Here is a 16,397-nt window from a genome sequence, read left to right as displayed (position 1 = left end):
CCGGAATGCGCAGCTCCGGCATCCCCGCTCAAGCACGGCCTACGCCCGCACGTCGGCCCAGACGTCCATCGGCACACATCCCTGGCTGCTGCCGTCGGGCCCTATGACGCGACCCATGCGTTTGATCCAGCGCAGGGTGACCGCCCTGTTGAGAATGCGCAGGTCCCGGAAGTTCGCGGCGATTCGGGCCTCGTAGCGGGCGATGTCATTCGTCCCGTGGGCCCACACCACAGCCAGGAGATTGGCCTCGGTGGCCGTGGAGGCCGACAGGCGGGTGTCCCGGAGTGCGGCCAACTCCGACGCCACACGGCCGAGTTCAGTGGGAGGCACGCTGATCCACAGCGTGACGCTGGTGTGCCAGCCGGTGTACGGCTGGGCCGCCTCGCAGCGCAGCACCGCCTTGCCGCTGCCGAGCACCCCGGCCAGGAGGCGGCGCACCGTCGACTCCGGGCGGTCGAGCTCGGTGGCGAGCGAGACGAGGGAGCGGCGGCCGTCCGGGGCGAGGGCGAGCATCAGGCGTCGCTCCTCCCGCGTGACCGGACCGGGGTCGGGGCCCGGTCCGGGACTGTGGTCGGGGAGGCCGCGCCGCTGGTCGCGGGAGAGCGAGTCGAACCGCCACTGGCTGCCCTCGCGGTGGAGGTGCTGCACGAGGTGGGTGCGGGTGCCGGTCACCTCGGGGATACGGCCGAGGGCGAGGACGTACTCGGTCATCATGTCCCTGCTGGTCGTGGCTACGGTGAGGAGCAGGTCACCTGAGCCGGCGACGAGTTCCACGCTGAGCGCCTGGGGGTGCAGGGCGCACCGGGCGGCGAGGGCTTCCCGCGCCTGGGGCAGGCAGGTGACCTCGATCAGGGCCAGGGCGCCGTACGCCACCTGGGAGGCGCCGCTGTAGCAGGTGACCCAGGCCGCGCCGGAGTCCCGGAGTCTGGCCCAGCGCCGCGAGAGGGTCGCCGCGTCCACGCCGAGGGGTCCGGCGAGCTGGGCCCACGGGGCCCGGGGGGCGGCCTGGAGAGCGGTGATGAGCTCCAGGTCGAGTTCGTCCATTGTCGCGGTCGTTGCGTATTCCTGCATCCGATCCACCTCCGGAGTCGGATTCTTGCAATTCCCGGGTGCCGATGGAAGGGGGCTGATCCTTTAGCCCATCTCACACCAGCCCCCATTCTTCCGGGAGTATCGCCATGCACCGTCCCCGGTTTCTCAGCGGCGCCACCGCGGTTGTCGCCGCCTCGCTCCTGACCACCTCATGTACCACCGGATCGAGCCCCTCCGCGGAAGGCGGAGGGGCGGGGGGCCCCTCGGGCGGCGGGACCGTCAGGCTCGCCCTCACGTCGGACGTGACGACCTTCGATCCCATCAAGCAGCAGGCCGCCAGCGACTACGTCGTGGGGCGTCTGATGTACGAGACGCTGGTCGGGCAGGACGACGGCGGCCGGATCGTGCCCCGCCTCGCCGAGAAGTGGGAGGAGTCCCCGACCGGTGCGACCTTCACCCTGAAGAAGGGCGTGACGTGTTCGGACGGCACGCCGCTGACGGCTTCACAGGTCGCGGCCTCGCTCAAGCGCTATCAGACGGACTCGGCCGGCACGGCGATGACCTTCGGACCCGGCAACACCGGGAAGGGGACGAGGATCACCGGCGACGACGGGGCGGGCACCGTCGGCATCGAGCTGGCCAGCCCCTGGGGCGAGCTGCTGCCCGGTCTCGCGAACACCACGACCGGCATCGTCTGCTCCTCGGGCCTGCGGGCCGGGGACGGGCTGGGCACCGGTCCGGTGGCGGGCGCGGGCACCGGCGCGTACGAGATGGTGCGGACCGAGCGGGGCTCGGCGTACGAGCTGAAGCTGCGCGAGGGGTTCGACGCCTGGCCGGAGTACGCGGCGATGCCCGCGGGGAAGGCCGCGGGCACCCTGAAGGTGTCGGTCGTCAAGAACGAGTCGACGCTCGCCAACCAGCTCCGGACGGGCGCCGTCGACTACGGCGGGTTCACCGGCCCGGACGCGGCCCGCTTCACCAAGGGCGGTTTCACCGTGGAGGCGGCCCCTCTCATCCGTAACTTCGTCGCCTTCAACCAGCGCGAGGGCCACCCGGGCGCCGATCCCCGGGTCCGCAGGGCGGTGGCGCAGGCACTCGACGCCGAGGCGTTCAACAAGGTCTTCGGCGGGGCGGGCGATGTCATGACGTCGTACGTCGACGACGAGGCTCCGTGTGTCTCCACGGACGCCTCGCTCCTCACGAAGGCCGACCCGACCGCCGCGAGGAAGATCCTCAAGGGTGTGAAGATCAAGCTGGTCGGCTCCAACGCCGTCGGCCAGGGCGCGGGCAACACGTATGTCCAGGAGGCTCTGCGCGCCGCCGGCGCCGACGTGAAACTCACCAACGCCGACAACGGCACCTGGGCCACGCAGGTCACCGGCAACCAGGGCGACTGGGACCTCACGGTCTTCCCGTTCATCTCCGGCCAACTGGCCCGCGGGGGCGTCTACTTCATCGGTGACGAGCCGGCCGCGGGCCGCAACTTCGGCGCCGTGGACAACAAGGCGTTCCTCGCCGGGTACGGGGCGGCGACCGCCACCGTCGACCGGAACGCCAAGTGCGCCGCCTGGCAGCAGGCCCAGGACGCCCTGCTGCGGGCGAACGACGTGGTGCCGCTGGCCACCGTCAACGTGCACTACGTCTTCCGCGAGGGCATCTCGGCGGCTGTCCCCGCGGGCTCCTTCGACCCGGCCACGCTGCGGATCGCCGACTGATGGCCGCCCCCGCACAGGTCCCCCGCCAAGAGGCCCCGGACGCGCGGAAGGGCGCGGGCCCGTACCGGCCCGCGTACCGACCGGGCTTCGCCCCCGGGCCGTGGGGCGTCTTCCTGATGCGGCGGCTCGGCGGTCTGGTCGCCGTCGCCGCCACCCTGGTCGTCGTCACGTTCCTGATCGTCCAGCTCATCCCCGGCGACCCGGCCCGCGTCCTCGCGGGCGCCGACGCCTCGCCCGGGGACATCGAGCGGCTGCGCGGGCAACTGGGGCTCGACCAGCCCCTGCTCACCAGGTTCGTGGACTATGCGGGCGGGCTCTTCCACGGCGACCTCGGCCTGTCGTTCCAGACGCGCGAGCCGGTCGCCGACATCATCGCCGCCCGGCTGCCCTTCACCGCCGAACTCGCCCTCCTGGCCGTGCTGGTGGTGCTGCTCGTAGCCGTTCCACTGGGCCTGGCGATCGCCGTACGCGGAAACCGCCGTACGGACAGCGCCTTCACGTTCACCACTTCGCTGGTGGGCGCGACCCCCGAGTACGTCATCGCCACCCTGCTGGTGCTGGTCTTCGCGATCACCCTGGGGGTGTTCCCGGCGGCGGGCGCGGAGACGCTGATGTCCCTGGTCCTGCCCGTGGCGGCGATCGCTCTGCCCGGCACGTCCGTGATGGCGCGCATCGTGCGCCGGGAGGCCGCCTCCGTACTCGCCCAGGACTACATGCGCACCGCGCGCGGCCGCAGGCTGCCGCCGCTCACGCTGTACACCAGGCACGCCCTGCCCAACCTGCTCACCGCGACGCTGACCCTGGGCGGCCTCATCCTCACCTCCCTCCTCGGCGGCACGGTGATCGTCGAGTCGGTCTTCGCCTGGCCGGGTATGGGCCAGCGCGTCGTCGAGGCGATCCTGGCCCGCGACTACCCGGTCATCCAGGGCTGCGTCCTCGTCCTCGGACTGCTGGCCGCTCTCCTCAACCTCGTGGTCGACGTGGTGCTCGGTCTGCTCGACCCGCGCACGCTGGCCGGAAAGGGCGGTCACTGATGCGTACGGCATCCGCGCGCCCCACATCCGCACGCTCCCCGCACCGTCCGCGCCGGAACCCGGCCCTGTGGGCCGGGGTGACCGGTCTGGCCCTGATCGGTGTGCTCGGCGTGATCGGCCCCCTGTTCTGGAACGATCCGGCGACCGCACTGTCCGGCGCCGCCCGCGAGGGGGCCGGCGCCGGACACTGGCTCGGCACCGACGCCCTCGGCCGCGACGTCTTCGCCCGTACGCTCGTCGCCACCCGGCTCACCCTGCTGATGACACTTGCGGCCACCGCGATCGCGGGCGTCTCCGGCATCCTGCTCGGCACGGTGGTGTGGGTGTCGGGGCCGCGCGTCCGCGAGTTCGGGCTCCGGCTGATCGACGTGATGGTGTCCTACCCCGCGCTGATTCTCGCGCTGGTCGTCGCGGCCGTGCTCGGTGCGGGACCGACGGCGGCCGTCGTCTCCATCGGCCTCGGCGGCTGCCCCGCCTTCGCGAGGCTCACCGCCAACATGGCCGCATCCGTCGCCCAGCGGGACTTCGTCCCGATGGCCCGGCTGATGGGCGTACCGCCCCACCGGGTCCTCGCACGGCACCTGTTGCCGAACATCTCCGGTCCGCTGCTCGTCCTGCTCTCCGTGGCGTTCGCCCAGGTGCTGACCGCCCTGTCCGGGCTCTCGTTCCTCGGACTCGGAGTGCAGTCACCCTCGTACGACTGGGGTGCGCTGCTGAGCACCGGCCTGGAGGCGCTGTACACCAACCCTGCCGAGGCGGTCGGCCCCGCCGTCGCCATCACCGTGACCGGCATCCTCGCCTCCTTCGTGGGCGACGGACTCGCGGCTGCCGCCGACCCCCGGAGTGGTCCGGTGACCAGGGCGGCCGCACGGCACCCCGAGCGGGCCGAGCCGTCCGGCCTGGCACCCGACGACGCGCTGCTCACCGTCGACGGCCTCACTGTCGAGCTCCCCGACGGCACCCGGCTCGTGGACGGCGTCTCCTTCCACGTCGTGCCCGGCGAGATCGTCGGCCTGGTCGGCGAGTCCGGCTCCGGCAAGTCGCTCACCGCGATGGCGGTGGCCCGGCTGCTGCCGGACGTACTCACCTCGCACGCAGCCCGGCTCGCCCTGGACGATCTGGACCTGGACGCCCGGCGGGTCGACGCGGCGCGGCTGGCGACCGAGATCGGCATCGTCTACCAGGATCCGTCGGCGTCCTTCAACCCGGCCCTGCGGATGGGCGGTCAGCTCACCGAGGTGCTCCGCACCCACCAGGGGGTGAGCAGGGCACAGGCGCGTGCCAAGGCGGTCGAGGCACTGGAGAAGGTACGCATCCGGGACCCGGAGGCCGTCGTCCGGCAGTACCCGCACGAACTGTCCGGCGGCATGCGGCAGCGCGCGATGATCGCCTCGGCCGTTCTGCCCGACCCCAAGCTGATCGTGGCCGACGAGCCGACGACGGCGCTCGACGTGACCGTCCAGGCCGAAGTCCTCGATCTGCTGCGTGAGATCAACGGCCGACGCGGCACCGGGATGCTGTTCATCTCCCATGACATCGGGGTCGTGGGCACCCTGTGCCACCGGATCGTCGTGATGTACGCCGGGCGTGTGGTGGAGGAGCTGTCGCCTGCCGACCTGCGCGCCGGCCGCGCCCGCCACCCCTATACCCGGGCCCTGCTGGCAGCCGCTCCCCGGCTCGCCGACAACGACGACGGATGGGACGAGACGGGCCGCCCCGGGCCCCTCACCACCATTCCGGGACGCCCGCCGGCCCCGGCCGACCGCCCGGCGGGCTGTGCGTTCGCCGCGCGCTGTCCCCTCGTCCATCAGAGGTGCACGGACGAACTCCCGCTGCTCCGCGGCGGTGTCGCCTGCCACGCCGCGGCGGCCGGTGCCCCGGCCACGACGACTGTGCGAGGTGAGGCATGACCGCCGCGCTCGCCAACCCTGGAGGTAGCCCCGTGATGGCCCGCAAACTCGCGGTCGAGGATCTGACCGTGGTGTTCGGACACGGCTCGCGCGCCAAGACCGTCCTCGACGGGGTGTCGGTGGGCGTGCGGGCCGGGCAGACGCTCGGTCTGGTCGGTGAGTCGGGGTCCGGGAAGTCCACCCTGGCCAAGGCGGTCGTCGGCATCCACCGGGCCCGTTCCGGCCGGGTCACGCTCGACGGCCGGGACGTCACGGGTCTGCGGGGCAGGGAGCTGACGGCCGTTCGGCGCCGTGTTCAGCTCGTCTCGCAGGACCCCTACGCCTCCCTCAACCCCCGTATGACCGTCGCGCAGGCGATCGCGGAGGCCGTCGACCCGGTGCGTGCCGATGCGAAGAAGCACGGGGAGACGGTGACACGCTGGCTGGAGACCGTGGCTATGGACGCCTCAGCCGCCGACCGCTACCCGCACGAGTTCTCGGGCGGGCAGCGCCAGCGCATCGCCATCGCCCGCGCACTCGCCGTCGAGCCGGAGGTCGTCATCGCCGATGAGATCACCTCCGCGCTCGACTGCTCGGTGCAGGCCGAAGTACTCAATCTGCTCGCGGAGTTGAGGCAGACACTCGACCTCACCATGGTCTTCATCTCGCACGACCTGGCCGTCGTGCGCCACGTCAGCGACGAGGTGGCCGTGCTGCGGCACGGCGAGCTCGTCGAGTACGGGCCGTGCCGGGAGGTCTACCGCGCCCCGGCGCACCCGTACACCCGCCGGCTGCTCGCGAGTGTGCCGAGCCCGACCGCCCACGCCGCCGACCAGGAGAGTGCCGCATGACCGCAGCCCGCCTCACCCACGAGCTCACCGCCGACCTCAAGGGGGCCGGACTGGAGGACTTCTACCGGGATCTGCACCGCCACCCCGAACTGTCCATGCGCGAACACCGCACCTCCGCGACGCTCGCCGCGCGCCTGCGCGCCGCCGGGTACGAGACCACCGAGGCGGTCGGCGTGACGGGCGTCGTGGGCGTCCTGCGCAACGGCGAGGGCCCCACCGTGATGCTGCGGGGCGACATGGACGCCCTGCCGGTACAGGAGGCCACCGGCCTCGCGTACGCCTCCGAGCACGACGGGGTGATGCATGCCTGCGGGCACGACCTGCACGTCACCTGGCTCGTGGGCGCCGCGGAGACGCTTGCCGCCGGGCGCGACACCTGGTCGGGGACGCTCGTGATCGTGGGGCAGCCCGGCGAGGAGACCGGCGAGGGAGCGCGGGCCATGGTGGCGGACGGCCTGCACACGCGTTTCCCGCGCCCCGACGCGGTGTTCGGGCAGCATGTGGCCCCCGGGCCCAAGGGCCTCTACTCGCACACCCCGGGCCTGACCATGTCCGCTTCCACGGAGGTCGACATCGTCATCCACGGAATTGGTGGCCACGGCTCACGTCCGGAGTCCACGGTCGACCCGATCGTGACGGCCGCGTACGTCGTCACGCGGCTCCAGGCCGTCGTGGCCCGGGAGATCGCCGCCAAGGACTCGGCCGTGCTGACGGTCGGCCGGTTCCACGCGGGCAGCAAGAACAACATCATCCCGGCCGAGGCCCGCCTCGGCCTCACCCTGCGTTCCCAGTCGCCGCGGGTGCAGCAGCAGCTGGTGGCGGGCATCCGGCGCATGGTGGCGGGCGAGTGCTCCGCGGCCGGCTGCGCGAGGCCGCCGGAGATCACCGTCGGGAACGAGTTCCCGGTGACCGTCAACGACGCGGCGCTCGACCAGAAGGTGGCCGCCGTCCACACCGAGGTGTTCGGCGCGGGTTCCGTCTTCGACTTCGGTCCGGCGATGGGCAGCGAGGACTTCTCCCGGCTCGCACCCGACGGGGTCCCGTACGACTTCTGGCACGTACCGGCGACCCCGGACAGCACGTGGTCGGCGGCGCCGGGCGCGGACCTGGAGGAGAAGTTCGGCAACGTTCCCGGCAACCACAGTCCGCTGTTCGCCCCCGATCCTGCCGTGATCACTCCGGGCGTCCAGGCCATGGTGGCCGCCGCACTCACCACTCTCGTCTGAGGGTCCCCGGCCTGTCACCGCAGCAGGGCAGTTCCGCTGAAATGACCGGTGGACCCGACCCCATCAGCGCCGCCGCCCGCGAGGTCGGTCATCGGCGCGTGACGCGTCAGCCCGTGACGATCCCGGCCACGAGGTTGATGGTCGTGGCCAGGATGCTGGCACCGAAGACGTATGACAGCAGGCAGTGGAGGGCGACCGCGCGGATCGTGGCGGTGGAGACGTCGGTGCCACAGGGCGATCCACCCCACCACGACGAACACCGTCTCCGCCACGGCGATCCCGGCGAGGATGCCCAGCGCGCGTGGGTCAGTGAGCCGACGACCGCACCGACAGCGGCTCCGATCGCCGCCGCGCCGGCGAGTCGGGGCGGACAGTACCGACGAGTGGCTCATGGGCGACCCAAGAGGATTGCCTCCGCGGCTCGGTGAAGGACAAAGCAGTGAACGGGCCGCACCGGAAGCGGTACGGCCCGTCGCGGTCCTGCGGTTGCCCTACTCCGGGGCGTCCCCTTCCGGGGGCAGACCCGCCTCTTCACGGTCCTCCTCAAGGCGTTCGTCGAGCTCCTTCGCGTCCGGGCGCCTGGGCATGCCACCCCCATGTCCGCTGCCCGGGTCGCCTTCGACTTCCTTGTTGGACTTGTGGTGGGGCGCCATCGTTCTCTCCTTCGGTATGCGGTGCGGGCGGCTGAGTTGCCGGCGCGGTCGGCGCGTACGCCTCGGCGCCGGTCGGGAAGCCTGCGCGGACGGGACGGCTTCGCGGCGCACCGTGCGGTGGAGCGAGTCGTCCTCCACATCGGCGACGACCGTGCCGCCGGGGGGCCGGTCTCGCCGCCGAGCAGCGGGGAGCCGACGCGCTTGCCGAGTTCCGTCCGAATCGTGCGGCGCAGCGGGCGGGCGCCGAACTCCGGCTGGTAACCGTGAGCGACCAGCAGCTTCGTCGCCTGCAGATCACTGAAGCGATCAAAAGGACCGGAGGGTGAAGCGAGCGCCATCGACATGCCGGCTCCTGGTGCACGAGGGGGTCCCCACCACTGAAACGCGATGCCCCCTGCTCCGCAAACGCAGGGGCCCGCGGCCTGCGGGCGTGTCGGTCCCACTGGGCGGGAGGACCGACACGCCGTAGGGATAATTTCTCCCCCTATGCCCCACTTGAGGGTCCGCCCGTCGACGATGGCCGAGCACGGATCGCGGGTCGTACGGGATCCCCGACCGGCCCGGGGGTCCGTGCGTCCGCCCGCCGTGTCCGTTCCAGCACCCTCGGAGCACCATGCCCTCCGCGCCTTCCCCGAGCCCCCGTGTCCCGCAGGCCCGTGCCGGCACCCTCGTGCGGCACGCCGGGCTGTGGCTCGTACCGACAGCCCTCAGCGCACTGGTCGCGCTGCTGCTGTCCCTCCTCTACATGGGCGGCATCCTCAGCCCGAACGACAACGTGCACCAGCTGCCGGTCGCCCTCGTCGACGAGGACCGGAGCCGGCCGCTGCCCGGGCAGCGGGAGAACCTCGGGAAGCAGGTCACCGACTCGATCGCCTCGGCCGGCTCCTCGGACGCCGTCGAGTGGCGTCGGCTCGGGCGCGCCGAGGCCCAGGACGCGCTGGCCTCCGGCAAGGTCTACGGTGCGCTGGTCGTCCCGAAGGACTTCACCACGTCCGTCGCTGCCCTGACCACCGACCGGGCGACTGCCCGGCCGACGCTCACCGTGCTCACCAATCCGGGTCTCGGCAGCCTGGGTTCGTCCATGGCGGCCCAGATCAACCAGAGGGCGGCCGGCCAGGCGTCCCTGGCCATCGGCAAGCAGCTCACGGCCTCCACCGCCGTCCCGACGACCCGCCTGCTCCTCACCGACCCCGTCACGGTCACCACCCGAGTCGGCCATCCGATCGGCCGGCACAGCGGTCTCGGCCTCACCGCCTTCTACTACACCCTGCTGCTGGTGCTCAGCGGCTTCATCGGAGGCAACCTCATCCACAGCGGTGTCGACACCGCGCTCGGCTACGCGGACAGCGAGATCGGGCCCTGGCACGCCCGCCGGCCGACCGTGCCCATCAGCCGCACCCAGGCTCTGGTGCTGAAGATGCTCATGACGGCTGGAATCTCGGTACTGACCACGACCCTCGTCATGGTGGCCACGGTCGCGATCCTCGGCATGGACGCCACGCACCTGCCCCTGCTCTGGGTCTTCTCCTACTGCGCGACGGTCACCATCGGCCTGGGAGTCCAGGCCATCAACGCCGCCTTCGGCGGGATCGGGCAGCTCGTGTCCATGTTCGTCTTCATCGCGCTGGCCCTCCCCTCCTCCGGGGCGACCGTGCCGCTGGAGGCCACACCGGGCTTCTACCGCTTCCTGGGCATTTTCGAGCCGATGCACCAGCTCAGCGCCGGCGTACGGGCCATCCTCTACTTCGACGCCCGCGCCGACGCCGGACTGACCCGCGCCTGGATCATGATCGCGGTCGGGGTCGCCGTGACCTTCGCGTTCGGATTCGCCATGACCCACTACTACGACCGCAGGGGGCTGCACCGCCTCACGCCACAGCCCGCATGAGCGCCGAGCAGGGCGCGCAGGCCGACGGGCGCCGTTCTGGCTGCGCCGGGCCGCCGCCGTCGAACAGTGGGTGGCCCTGGGCCTGGCCGTGGTCGTCCTGCCCGCGCCGGCCTTCGTCTCCGCTCTCGACGGACAGGCTTGGACGGCGACCGTCAACTGCCAGGTCAGCAGAGGTACACAGACCGAGAGCAACCGTCTGATCGAGCTGGGCCGCAGGGGCAACGGTGTCGTGGGCTGGAACCTGGACGCGGAGGAGGTCTCCGACGGCGTGGGGTGTACGGGCGAAGAGAGCCTCTTCGTACGCGAGCCGTGGTGGCGTACCTGAACACGACCGTGCCGCGTGGCCCGTGTGGCGTGTCCGACCGTGTGTTCGCCCCCGTGACGAAAGAGAAACCTGACGCTACCTAGCGGTAACAAGCCACGGCGTGCCAGATTCCGTAGGCCACCGGCCGGCGGCTGTCCCCCGCTCCTCTGCACCGACGCAGGAGAACACAGCCATGCGCTCTTCCCCCTACCGCGCCGTTCGCGGGCTTCTCGCCCTCTCCCTCGCCGCCGCCGCGGCACTGACGGCCGCCGGCGTCTCCCCCGCCGCCGCGAGTCCCGGCTCCGGACCCACAGCCGTCGTGACGATGGGCGACAGTTACATCTCCGGCGAGGCCGGCCGCTGGCAGGGCAACAGCCTCACCACCAGCGGGAGCCGCAGCGGAACCGACCGGGCATGGACGGGGAGTGGGTACGACCCGAGCCGCGTCTACGGCCCCACCGCGGCGAACGGCTGCCACCGCTCGGACTCCGCCGAGGTCAACGGCGCGGCCGGCGCGGCGCAAGCGCTGATCAACATCGCCTGCTCGGGCGCCACGACCCAGAACGTCTTCCGGGCGGCGCACGGCGGCCGCTCCTACAAGGGCGAGGCCCCGCAGGCCGACCAGCTCGCCGGCATCGCGGCATCCCACGACGTGAAGCTGATCGTCCTGTCCCTCGGCGGCAACGACCTGGGCTTCGCGGACATCATCAGGGCCTGCGCGACCGACTACATCGTCTGGTACTCGTACTGCCACGACGACCAGCAGACCGCCGTGGACGGGAAGATCAACACGGTCATGGCGAACGTCGGCAAGTCCGTCGACGAGATCCGCGCGGTCATGTCCGGGGCCGGATACGCCTCGACGGACTACCGGATCGTGCTCCAGTCGTACCCTTCCCCCATCCCGCGCGGTGCCGATAACCGCTACGCGGAGAGCGGGTGGAGCCGGACCAGCACGGGCGGCTGCCCCTTCTGGAACAAGGACTCCGACTGGGCGCGCGACTCGCTCGTGCCCCAGATCGCGAGCCGCCTCAAGGGCGTCGCCGCCACCAGGGGCGCGCAGTTCATGGACCTGCGTGACATGCTCCAGGGGCGCGAGGTGTGCGCGAGGACCAGCAAGCTGGTCAGCTCGACCGTGCCCGCGGCGGCCACGACGAGTGAGTGGGCTCGCTGGATCGACAGCAACGAGACCCAGGGTCCGGTACAGGAGGCCGTACACCCCAACCACTACGGGCAGTTGGCGCTCGGCCGCTGCCTCGCACTGATCCATGCCCGGCCGAGCGGCGACTACAACTGCCGCAACACGGCGGGGGCGGGTGCTTCCGGCATGTATCTGACCCCCGTCTCGTAGGGGACTCGGGTCCCGGGCCCCAGCGGGCCCGGGCGGCTGCTCGCCTCGATGGGTAGGGTCGTTCGCGTGCGCGATGTGCGGGTTGTGCTGATCGGCGGGACGTCGCATGCCGGGAAGTCAACCGTCGCCCGAGCGGTGGCGGACGGGATCACTCGCCGGAGTCACCCCAACTCGCGTTCCGCGACGGTGCGGAAGCTCCGTGGCGCGCGCCCCAGGAGGCGCTGAACGGTGTCGGTGGTGCGGTCCTCGGCGCCCTCGGCGATGGTGCGGTCCATGCCCGCGAGCATGGCGGCGAACTCGGCGGGCATCTCGGCGGCCAGGCGGTCGCGCATCCGTTCGTAGGTCAGGTGCCGGTGGGTGACGGTCCGGCCGGTGACATCGGTGAGAACGGCCGCGATGTCGTCGTAACTCAGCGCTTGCGGTCCGGTGAGGATCAGGCCGGCGTTCGGGGCGTGCGCCTCGGTGAGTGCGTGCACGGCGACGGCGGCGATGTCGTCGGCGTCGACGAACCCGACTCGCCCCTCACCGGCCGCCGTGCGGATGGTCCCGTCGGCTCTGACGGTCCGGGCGTGCGCGTGGTTGCCGGTGAAGTTCTGCATGAACCACGAGGGGCGCAGCACCGCCCACTGCGGGAACAGGCCCGGGAGCGCCTGGTGGACCTGTCCCACGGCAGGGCCTCCGGCGGGGATCGCCGAGGAGCTGAGCAGGACCGCGCGGTCGACGCCGGCGGTGCGGGCCTGTCGGAGGAAGGGCAGCATGACGGCCTCCGGGTCCGAAACGCCGAGCGGCGGGATGAGGTAGACCCGGTCCGCGCCGTCGAGGGCGCCTTCGAAGGAAGCGGGGTCGTCCCAGTCGAACCGCACGGGAACGGCACCGTCGACGGGGGTGGCGCGCCGGCCGGCCGCCTTCACGCGTCCGCCCGTGGCGGCGAGGCGGGCGACGACGCGGCTTCCGGTGGTGCCCGTGGCGCCGATCACCAGGGTGAACTTCTCGTGCGCGTTCATGCGGTACTCCCGGCGAAGTGGGTGGCGGGGTCCTGGACCGCGAGCGGGTTCCAGTAGTCGCGGTAGCGGGTGATGAGGCCGTTCGTGTCGGCGACTACGGCGATGCTGGACATGCCGAAGTGCCTGTCGGTGTCCGCCAGGCGGCCCACGCCGTGCATCTCGACCACGACGGCGTCCGGCACGAGGGTCTGCATGATCTCGGCGTGGGGGAAGTCGTGGAGGTCGATGTGATCGGGATAGTCGCTCATGTACGCGGCGACGGCCACCCTGCCCTCCAGCCGCTTCGGCCGGCCGCCCGGCGCGAAGGGGAACTCAAGGATTGCGTCCTCGTCCCACAGGTTCACCCAGCCGTCGACGTCCTTGGCCTGCAGCAGTCGCAGACCGTGGCGGAGCAGGTCCGCCGGTGCGGTGTCGGCACGCATGGTTACTCCGTCCCGTACGATACGGACTCCGAGTCCGTTTCACGTGATGACGATACGGACCCCGGGTCCGCTTTGCAACCGGAGGAACTCCATGGCCGAACGCAAGCCGCGCGCGGACGCCACCCGCAACCGGGAAGCCGTCCTCGCGGCCGCCGACACGCTCTTCGCCCGTTGCGAGAGCCCCGAGGCGGTCACCATGGCCGACATCGCGGTGGCAGCCGGCGTCGGCAAGGCGACCCTCTTTCGCGGGTTCGGTGACCGCACCGGCCTGATCCACGCGCTGTACGAGGCGCGGCTCGCACCGCTCAGGCTCGCCGCCGAGGAGGGGGCACCGCCGCTGGGACCCGCGACCCCGCCTCTGGAGCGCGTACCCGCCCTGCTGGACGCCGTCCTCTGCTTCAAGATCGACAACCGCCATCTCGCCCTCGCTCTGGAGGGAACCGGCGGCGACAGCCCTTATGCGGCAGAACACTACGAACGGTGGCACGGCACGCTTCAGGCGGCGCTGGAGCAGATCCCCGGACTCACCGACAGCGACTTCGCCGCACATGCCCTGCTCGCCGCCACCCGTGCCGACCTCGTCGAGCACCTCGTGGGCCGCCGGCGCATGACGCGCGAGCAGATGCGTGCCCAGCTGGCCGCGTTCACTGCCAGGGTGCTCGAACCTCGCGCACCGAAGGACTGAACGGGGCCGAGTCCGCCCCGGCGCCACCGACCGGCGGCGCCGGGGCCACGCGATGCGAAGAGTGACTCGCGCGTCGCCGAGAACAGTGCCGTGAGGGCCTTGGGCGGGGCCCGGGCCGCGTTCCGGGGCCCGTCGCCACTCCCCGTATCGCTTGCCTCGATCTAGCCCCGGACGAGCGCGGCCACCGCCCCCAGGCACCCGGGCTGACCTGCAACTCCTCTGCATTTTGAGTAGAGTTGGAGCACCAGGAGGGGCGGGATCGGAGCGCCGCGGAGGTCTCTGTCGCAGGTGCTCCCGGGGCGCCGCCGCGAATTCACCGACCTCGGGCAGCCCCTTCGGCGACATCAGCCGACCAGATACGCAGGACGACCAAGCGAGAGGGCACTTCCTTGACCGAATCCGGCAATCCCGACCAGTCCGCCGATGCGAACGTGACCTCGTACGAGGCCAGTCACATCCACGTCCTGCACGGCGTCGAAGCCGTCCGGAAGCGGCCCGGCATGTACGTCGGCTCGACAGGCGAACGCGGTCTGCAGGAGCTGGTGTACACAGCTGTCGACTTCGCGGTCGACGAGGTCCTGGCCGGCCACGCCGACACCGTCGATGTCACGATCACTTCCGATGGCGGCGGTGTGCGCGTCGCGGACAACGGGCGGGGCATCCCGGTCGCTGTGGAGGCGTCCACGGGCAAGCCGGCCGTCGAGACCGTGCTGACCGAGGTGCGCACCGGTACACGACCCAGCGCCGCCGGCTACCCGGTCACCGGCAGCAGGAGCGGCGTGGAACTCCCCATTGTCACCGCGCTGTCGAGCCGCCTCACCGTCGAGATCCGGCGTGACGGGTTCCGCTGGAGCCAGGAGTACGAACGCGGCGTCCCGGTCGCCCCGCTGACGCAGCACGAGGAAACAACGGAGCACGGCACGACGATCACGTTCTGGGCCGATCCCGACGTCTTCTCCACCACGCAGTACACGTTCACCCTGCTGTCGCGGCGCTTCCAGGAGCTGGCCTTCCTCGTCGAGGGCCTGACCATGTCCCTTACCGATGAGCGTCCGGAGCGGACCGGCGGACCGGGTGAGGCGGAAGCGGCACGGACTCTCTACGACGGCGGCGTCCGGGATTTCATGGCCCACCTCCGCTCCGGCGAGGACGACCTGCTGCACCCCGGTGTCATCGGCTTCGGGGACGAGAACGAGGAGAAGACCCTCTCCGTCGACATCGCCCTGCAGTGGTCCGCCTCTTCCCAGGACCGTGTCCATTCCTTCGGCAACACCCACAGCACCCCCGAGGGAGGCACCCACGAGCAGGGGTTCCTGAGCGCACTCGCCACGCTGATCACCACGCACGCGCGCACGCGACAGCTGCTGCCGGAGTGCGACGAACTCTCCGCCGACGACATACGCGAGGGGCTGACCGCGATCATCTCCGTCAAACACCGCCACCCCGAGTACGAGGGCTGCACCAGGGGCCGGCTCGCCAACCCCGAGGTGCGCCCCTACGTGGAGAACGTCGTGCGCGGCCACATGACGACCTGGCTTGATCACCACCCGGACGAGGCCGACGCCATCGTTCGCCACGCCATCGGAGCCGCCACCGCGCGCAAGGCATCGGGAGAGGCCGGTGTGCGTCCCGGCCCCGAGCACGGCCGCTGACGGAGACGCGCCCGGCAGTTGAGCGCGCCCCGTCCACCCACCGCATCGAGGAATGGCAGTTGACCCCGTACTCCCTGGCGTTCTACATGGACGTAATCACCACCGGGACCGTGCTCGGCCTGGACCCCACCGACTCCCCCGATCGTGTCACCGCCGTCCTCGGGGAGAAGTTCGCCGAGAACCGCTTCGGCGCCCACAGCCTGCACCGCGACTACGGTCTGGCCGAGTTCTCCTGGCACCGTGATGCGCCCGGCCGGGCCTGGTCGGGCCACCACATCGCCCTGCAGGTGCACCGGCTCGCGCGCCGTGACCGTACGCTCCCCAACGAGGCCATCCGCGCCCGGTACGGGCGGTTCGCGCCCCGGCTCCGGTTCGAGAAGGTGCAGCGCCTCCTGCGGCGCCGCGGCATTGCCCTCCAGGAGATTCCGGAGATACCCGCGAACGCGCCGTACTACCGGACGTTCTGGCAGCCCGACTCCCGCGTGGCCGTCTCCGTCATCGGCATGCACGGCGAATACAGCACACCGGACCATCTCCAGGTCGGAGACGTCTACAGCATCGTGACGCCCATGACCACCGAGGAGGTGGAACGGCGAGGACACGGCCCCGCGGCGGGTTGTCCGCGCACGGATAGGCCGGAGCGGCGAGACCGGCCGGCCGGGGAGGAAGCATGATGAAGTTTTAGAGGGGC

The 16,397-nt window shown here is 71.5% G+C and carries 14 protein-coding genes and 3 pseudogenes; 11 read left to right on the top strand and 6 right to left on the bottom strand.

Translation table 11 applies throughout. The annotated features are described in order from the left end of the window. Positions 1-39: 39 nt before the first annotated feature. The gene (locus ACFWSK_RS01975) at positions 40-1,071 is read right to left on the bottom strand and encodes an Lrp/AsnC family transcriptional regulator (RefSeq protein ID WP_383780600.1); all 1,032 of its coding nucleotides are present in this window, start codon (positions 1,069-1,071) and stop codon (positions 40-42) included. Positions 1,072-1,178: 107 nt separating this feature from the next. Here ACFWSK_RS01975 and ACFWSK_RS01970 point away from each other — a divergent pair, with 107 nt between their 5' ends. From ACFWSK_RS01970 to ACFWSK_RS01950, 5 genes are read left to right on the top strand one after another with little or no spacing between them, the layout of a single operon-like run. Next, on the top strand, positions 1,179-2,747 hold the full coding sequence (locus tag ACFWSK_RS01970; protein ID WP_383780598.1) for an ABC transporter substrate-binding protein: 1,569 nt from the start codon (positions 1,179-1,181) through the stop codon (positions 2,745-2,747). Beyond that, the gene (locus tag ACFWSK_RS01965) at positions 2,747-3,781 is read left to right on the top strand and encodes an ABC transporter permease (protein ID WP_383780596.1); all 1,035 of its coding nucleotides are present in this window, start codon (positions 2,747-2,749) and stop codon (positions 3,779-3,781) included. Before ACFWSK_RS01970 ends, ACFWSK_RS01965 begins: the two co-directional genes overlap by 1 nt. Continuing rightward, positions 3,781-5,691, top strand: a complete 1,911-nt coding sequence (locus ACFWSK_RS01960) for a dipeptide/oligopeptide/nickel ABC transporter permease/ATP-binding protein (RefSeq protein ID WP_383780593.1) — start codon at positions 3,781-3,783, stop codon at positions 5,689-5,691. The genes ACFWSK_RS01965 and ACFWSK_RS01960 overlap by 1 nt, the downstream gene beginning before the upstream one ends. Beyond that, positions 5,688-6,521 carry an ATP-binding cassette domain-containing protein gene (locus ACFWSK_RS01955; protein WP_383780591.1) on the top strand — a complete coding sequence of 278 codons (834 nt, stop codon included), beginning with the start codon at positions 5,688-5,690 and terminating at the stop codon, positions 6,519-6,521. Before ACFWSK_RS01960 ends, ACFWSK_RS01955 begins: the two co-directional genes overlap by 4 nt. After that, positions 6,518-7,747, top strand: a complete 1,230-nt coding sequence (locus ACFWSK_RS01950) for an amidohydrolase (RefSeq protein WP_383780588.1) — start codon at positions 6,518-6,520, stop codon at positions 7,745-7,747. The genes ACFWSK_RS01955 and ACFWSK_RS01950 overlap by 4 nt, the downstream gene beginning before the upstream one ends. Positions 7,748-7,853: 106 nt before the next feature. On the opposite strand, the pseudogene ACFWSK_RS01945 reads toward ACFWSK_RS01950, so the two are convergent. The 3 genes and pseudogenes from ACFWSK_RS01945 to ACFWSK_RS01935 all read right to left on the bottom strand — a co-directional run. Then, positions 7,854-7,973: pseudogene (locus ACFWSK_RS01945) on the bottom strand (DUF1345 domain-containing protein); the annotation flags it as partial. Positions 7,974-8,238: 265 nt separating this feature from the next. Next, on the bottom strand, positions 8,239-8,400 hold the full coding sequence (locus ACFWSK_RS01940) for a hypothetical protein (protein WP_383780801.1): 162 nt from the start codon (positions 8,398-8,400) through the stop codon (positions 8,239-8,241). 99 nt (positions 8,401-8,499) lie between these two features. Next, positions 8,500-8,687 (bottom strand): annotated as a pseudogene (locus tag ACFWSK_RS01935) (hypothetical protein); the annotation flags it as partial. A gap of 326 nt (positions 8,688-9,013) precedes the next feature. Here ACFWSK_RS01935 and ACFWSK_RS01930 point away from each other — a divergent pair. From ACFWSK_RS01930 to ACFWSK_RS01920, 3 genes and pseudogenes are all read left to right on the top strand, one after another. Then, complete coding sequence (locus tag ACFWSK_RS01930; protein WP_383780586.1) at positions 9,014-10,288, top strand: YhgE/Pip domain-containing protein; 1,275 nt, start codon at positions 9,014-9,016, stop codon at positions 10,286-10,288. 4 nt (positions 10,289-10,292) lie between these two features. Beyond that, positions 10,293-10,613, top strand: a pseudogene (locus tag ACFWSK_RS01925) (hypothetical protein); the annotation flags it as partial. Positions 10,614-10,785: 172 nt separating this feature from the next. Next, on the top strand, positions 10,786-11,943 hold the full coding sequence (locus ACFWSK_RS01920; RefSeq protein WP_383780584.1) for a GDSL-type esterase/lipase family protein: 1,158 nt from the start codon (positions 10,786-10,788) through the stop codon (positions 11,941-11,943). 161 nt (positions 11,944-12,104) lie between these two features. Here ACFWSK_RS01920 and ACFWSK_RS01915 read toward each other — a convergent pair whose 3' ends face one another. Beyond that, positions 12,105-12,947 (bottom strand): NAD(P)H-binding protein, encoded by an 843-nt coding sequence (locus tag ACFWSK_RS01915; RefSeq protein ID WP_383780581.1) that lies wholly within the window; start codon positions 12,945-12,947, stop codon positions 12,105-12,107. Next, positions 12,944-13,369: a nuclear transport factor 2 family protein gene (locus tag ACFWSK_RS01910; protein ID WP_383780579.1), complete on the bottom strand. Its 426-nt coding sequence runs from the start codon at positions 13,367-13,369 to the stop codon at positions 12,944-12,946. The genes ACFWSK_RS01915 and ACFWSK_RS01910 overlap by 4 nt, the downstream gene beginning before the upstream one ends. 91 nt (positions 13,370-13,460) lie before the next feature. On the opposite strand from ACFWSK_RS01910, the gene ACFWSK_RS01905 reads away from it, so the two are divergent. The 3 genes from ACFWSK_RS01905 (at position 13,461) to ACFWSK_RS01895 (ending at position 16,380) form a co-directional block, all read left to right on the top strand. Further along, a complete protein-coding gene (locus ACFWSK_RS01905) occupies positions 13,461-14,054 on the top strand; it encodes a TetR/AcrR family transcriptional regulator (protein ID WP_383780577.1) in 594 nt (197 codons plus the stop codon). A 389-nt stretch (positions 14,055-14,443) separates the two neighbouring features. Further along, a complete protein-coding gene (locus ACFWSK_RS01900) occupies positions 14,444-15,706 on the top strand; it encodes an ATP-binding protein (RefSeq protein WP_383780575.1) in 1,263 nt (420 codons plus the stop codon). Between the two features lie 59 nt (positions 15,707-15,765). After that, positions 15,766-16,380 carry a hypothetical protein gene (locus ACFWSK_RS01895; protein ID WP_383780572.1) on the top strand — a complete coding sequence of 205 codons (615 nt, stop codon included), beginning with the start codon at positions 15,766-15,768 and terminating at the stop codon, positions 16,378-16,380. The last annotated feature ends 17 nt before the right edge of the window (positions 16,381-16,397 follow it).

Source organism: Streptomyces sp. NPDC058620 (genome assembly GCF_042717135.1).
Taxonomy (GTDB): domain Bacteria; phylum Actinomycetota; class Actinomycetes; order Streptomycetales; family Streptomycetaceae; genus Streptomyces.
Note: the sequence above shows the minus strand (reverse complement) of the source record. Positions and strands in the feature narration are given on the sequence as shown.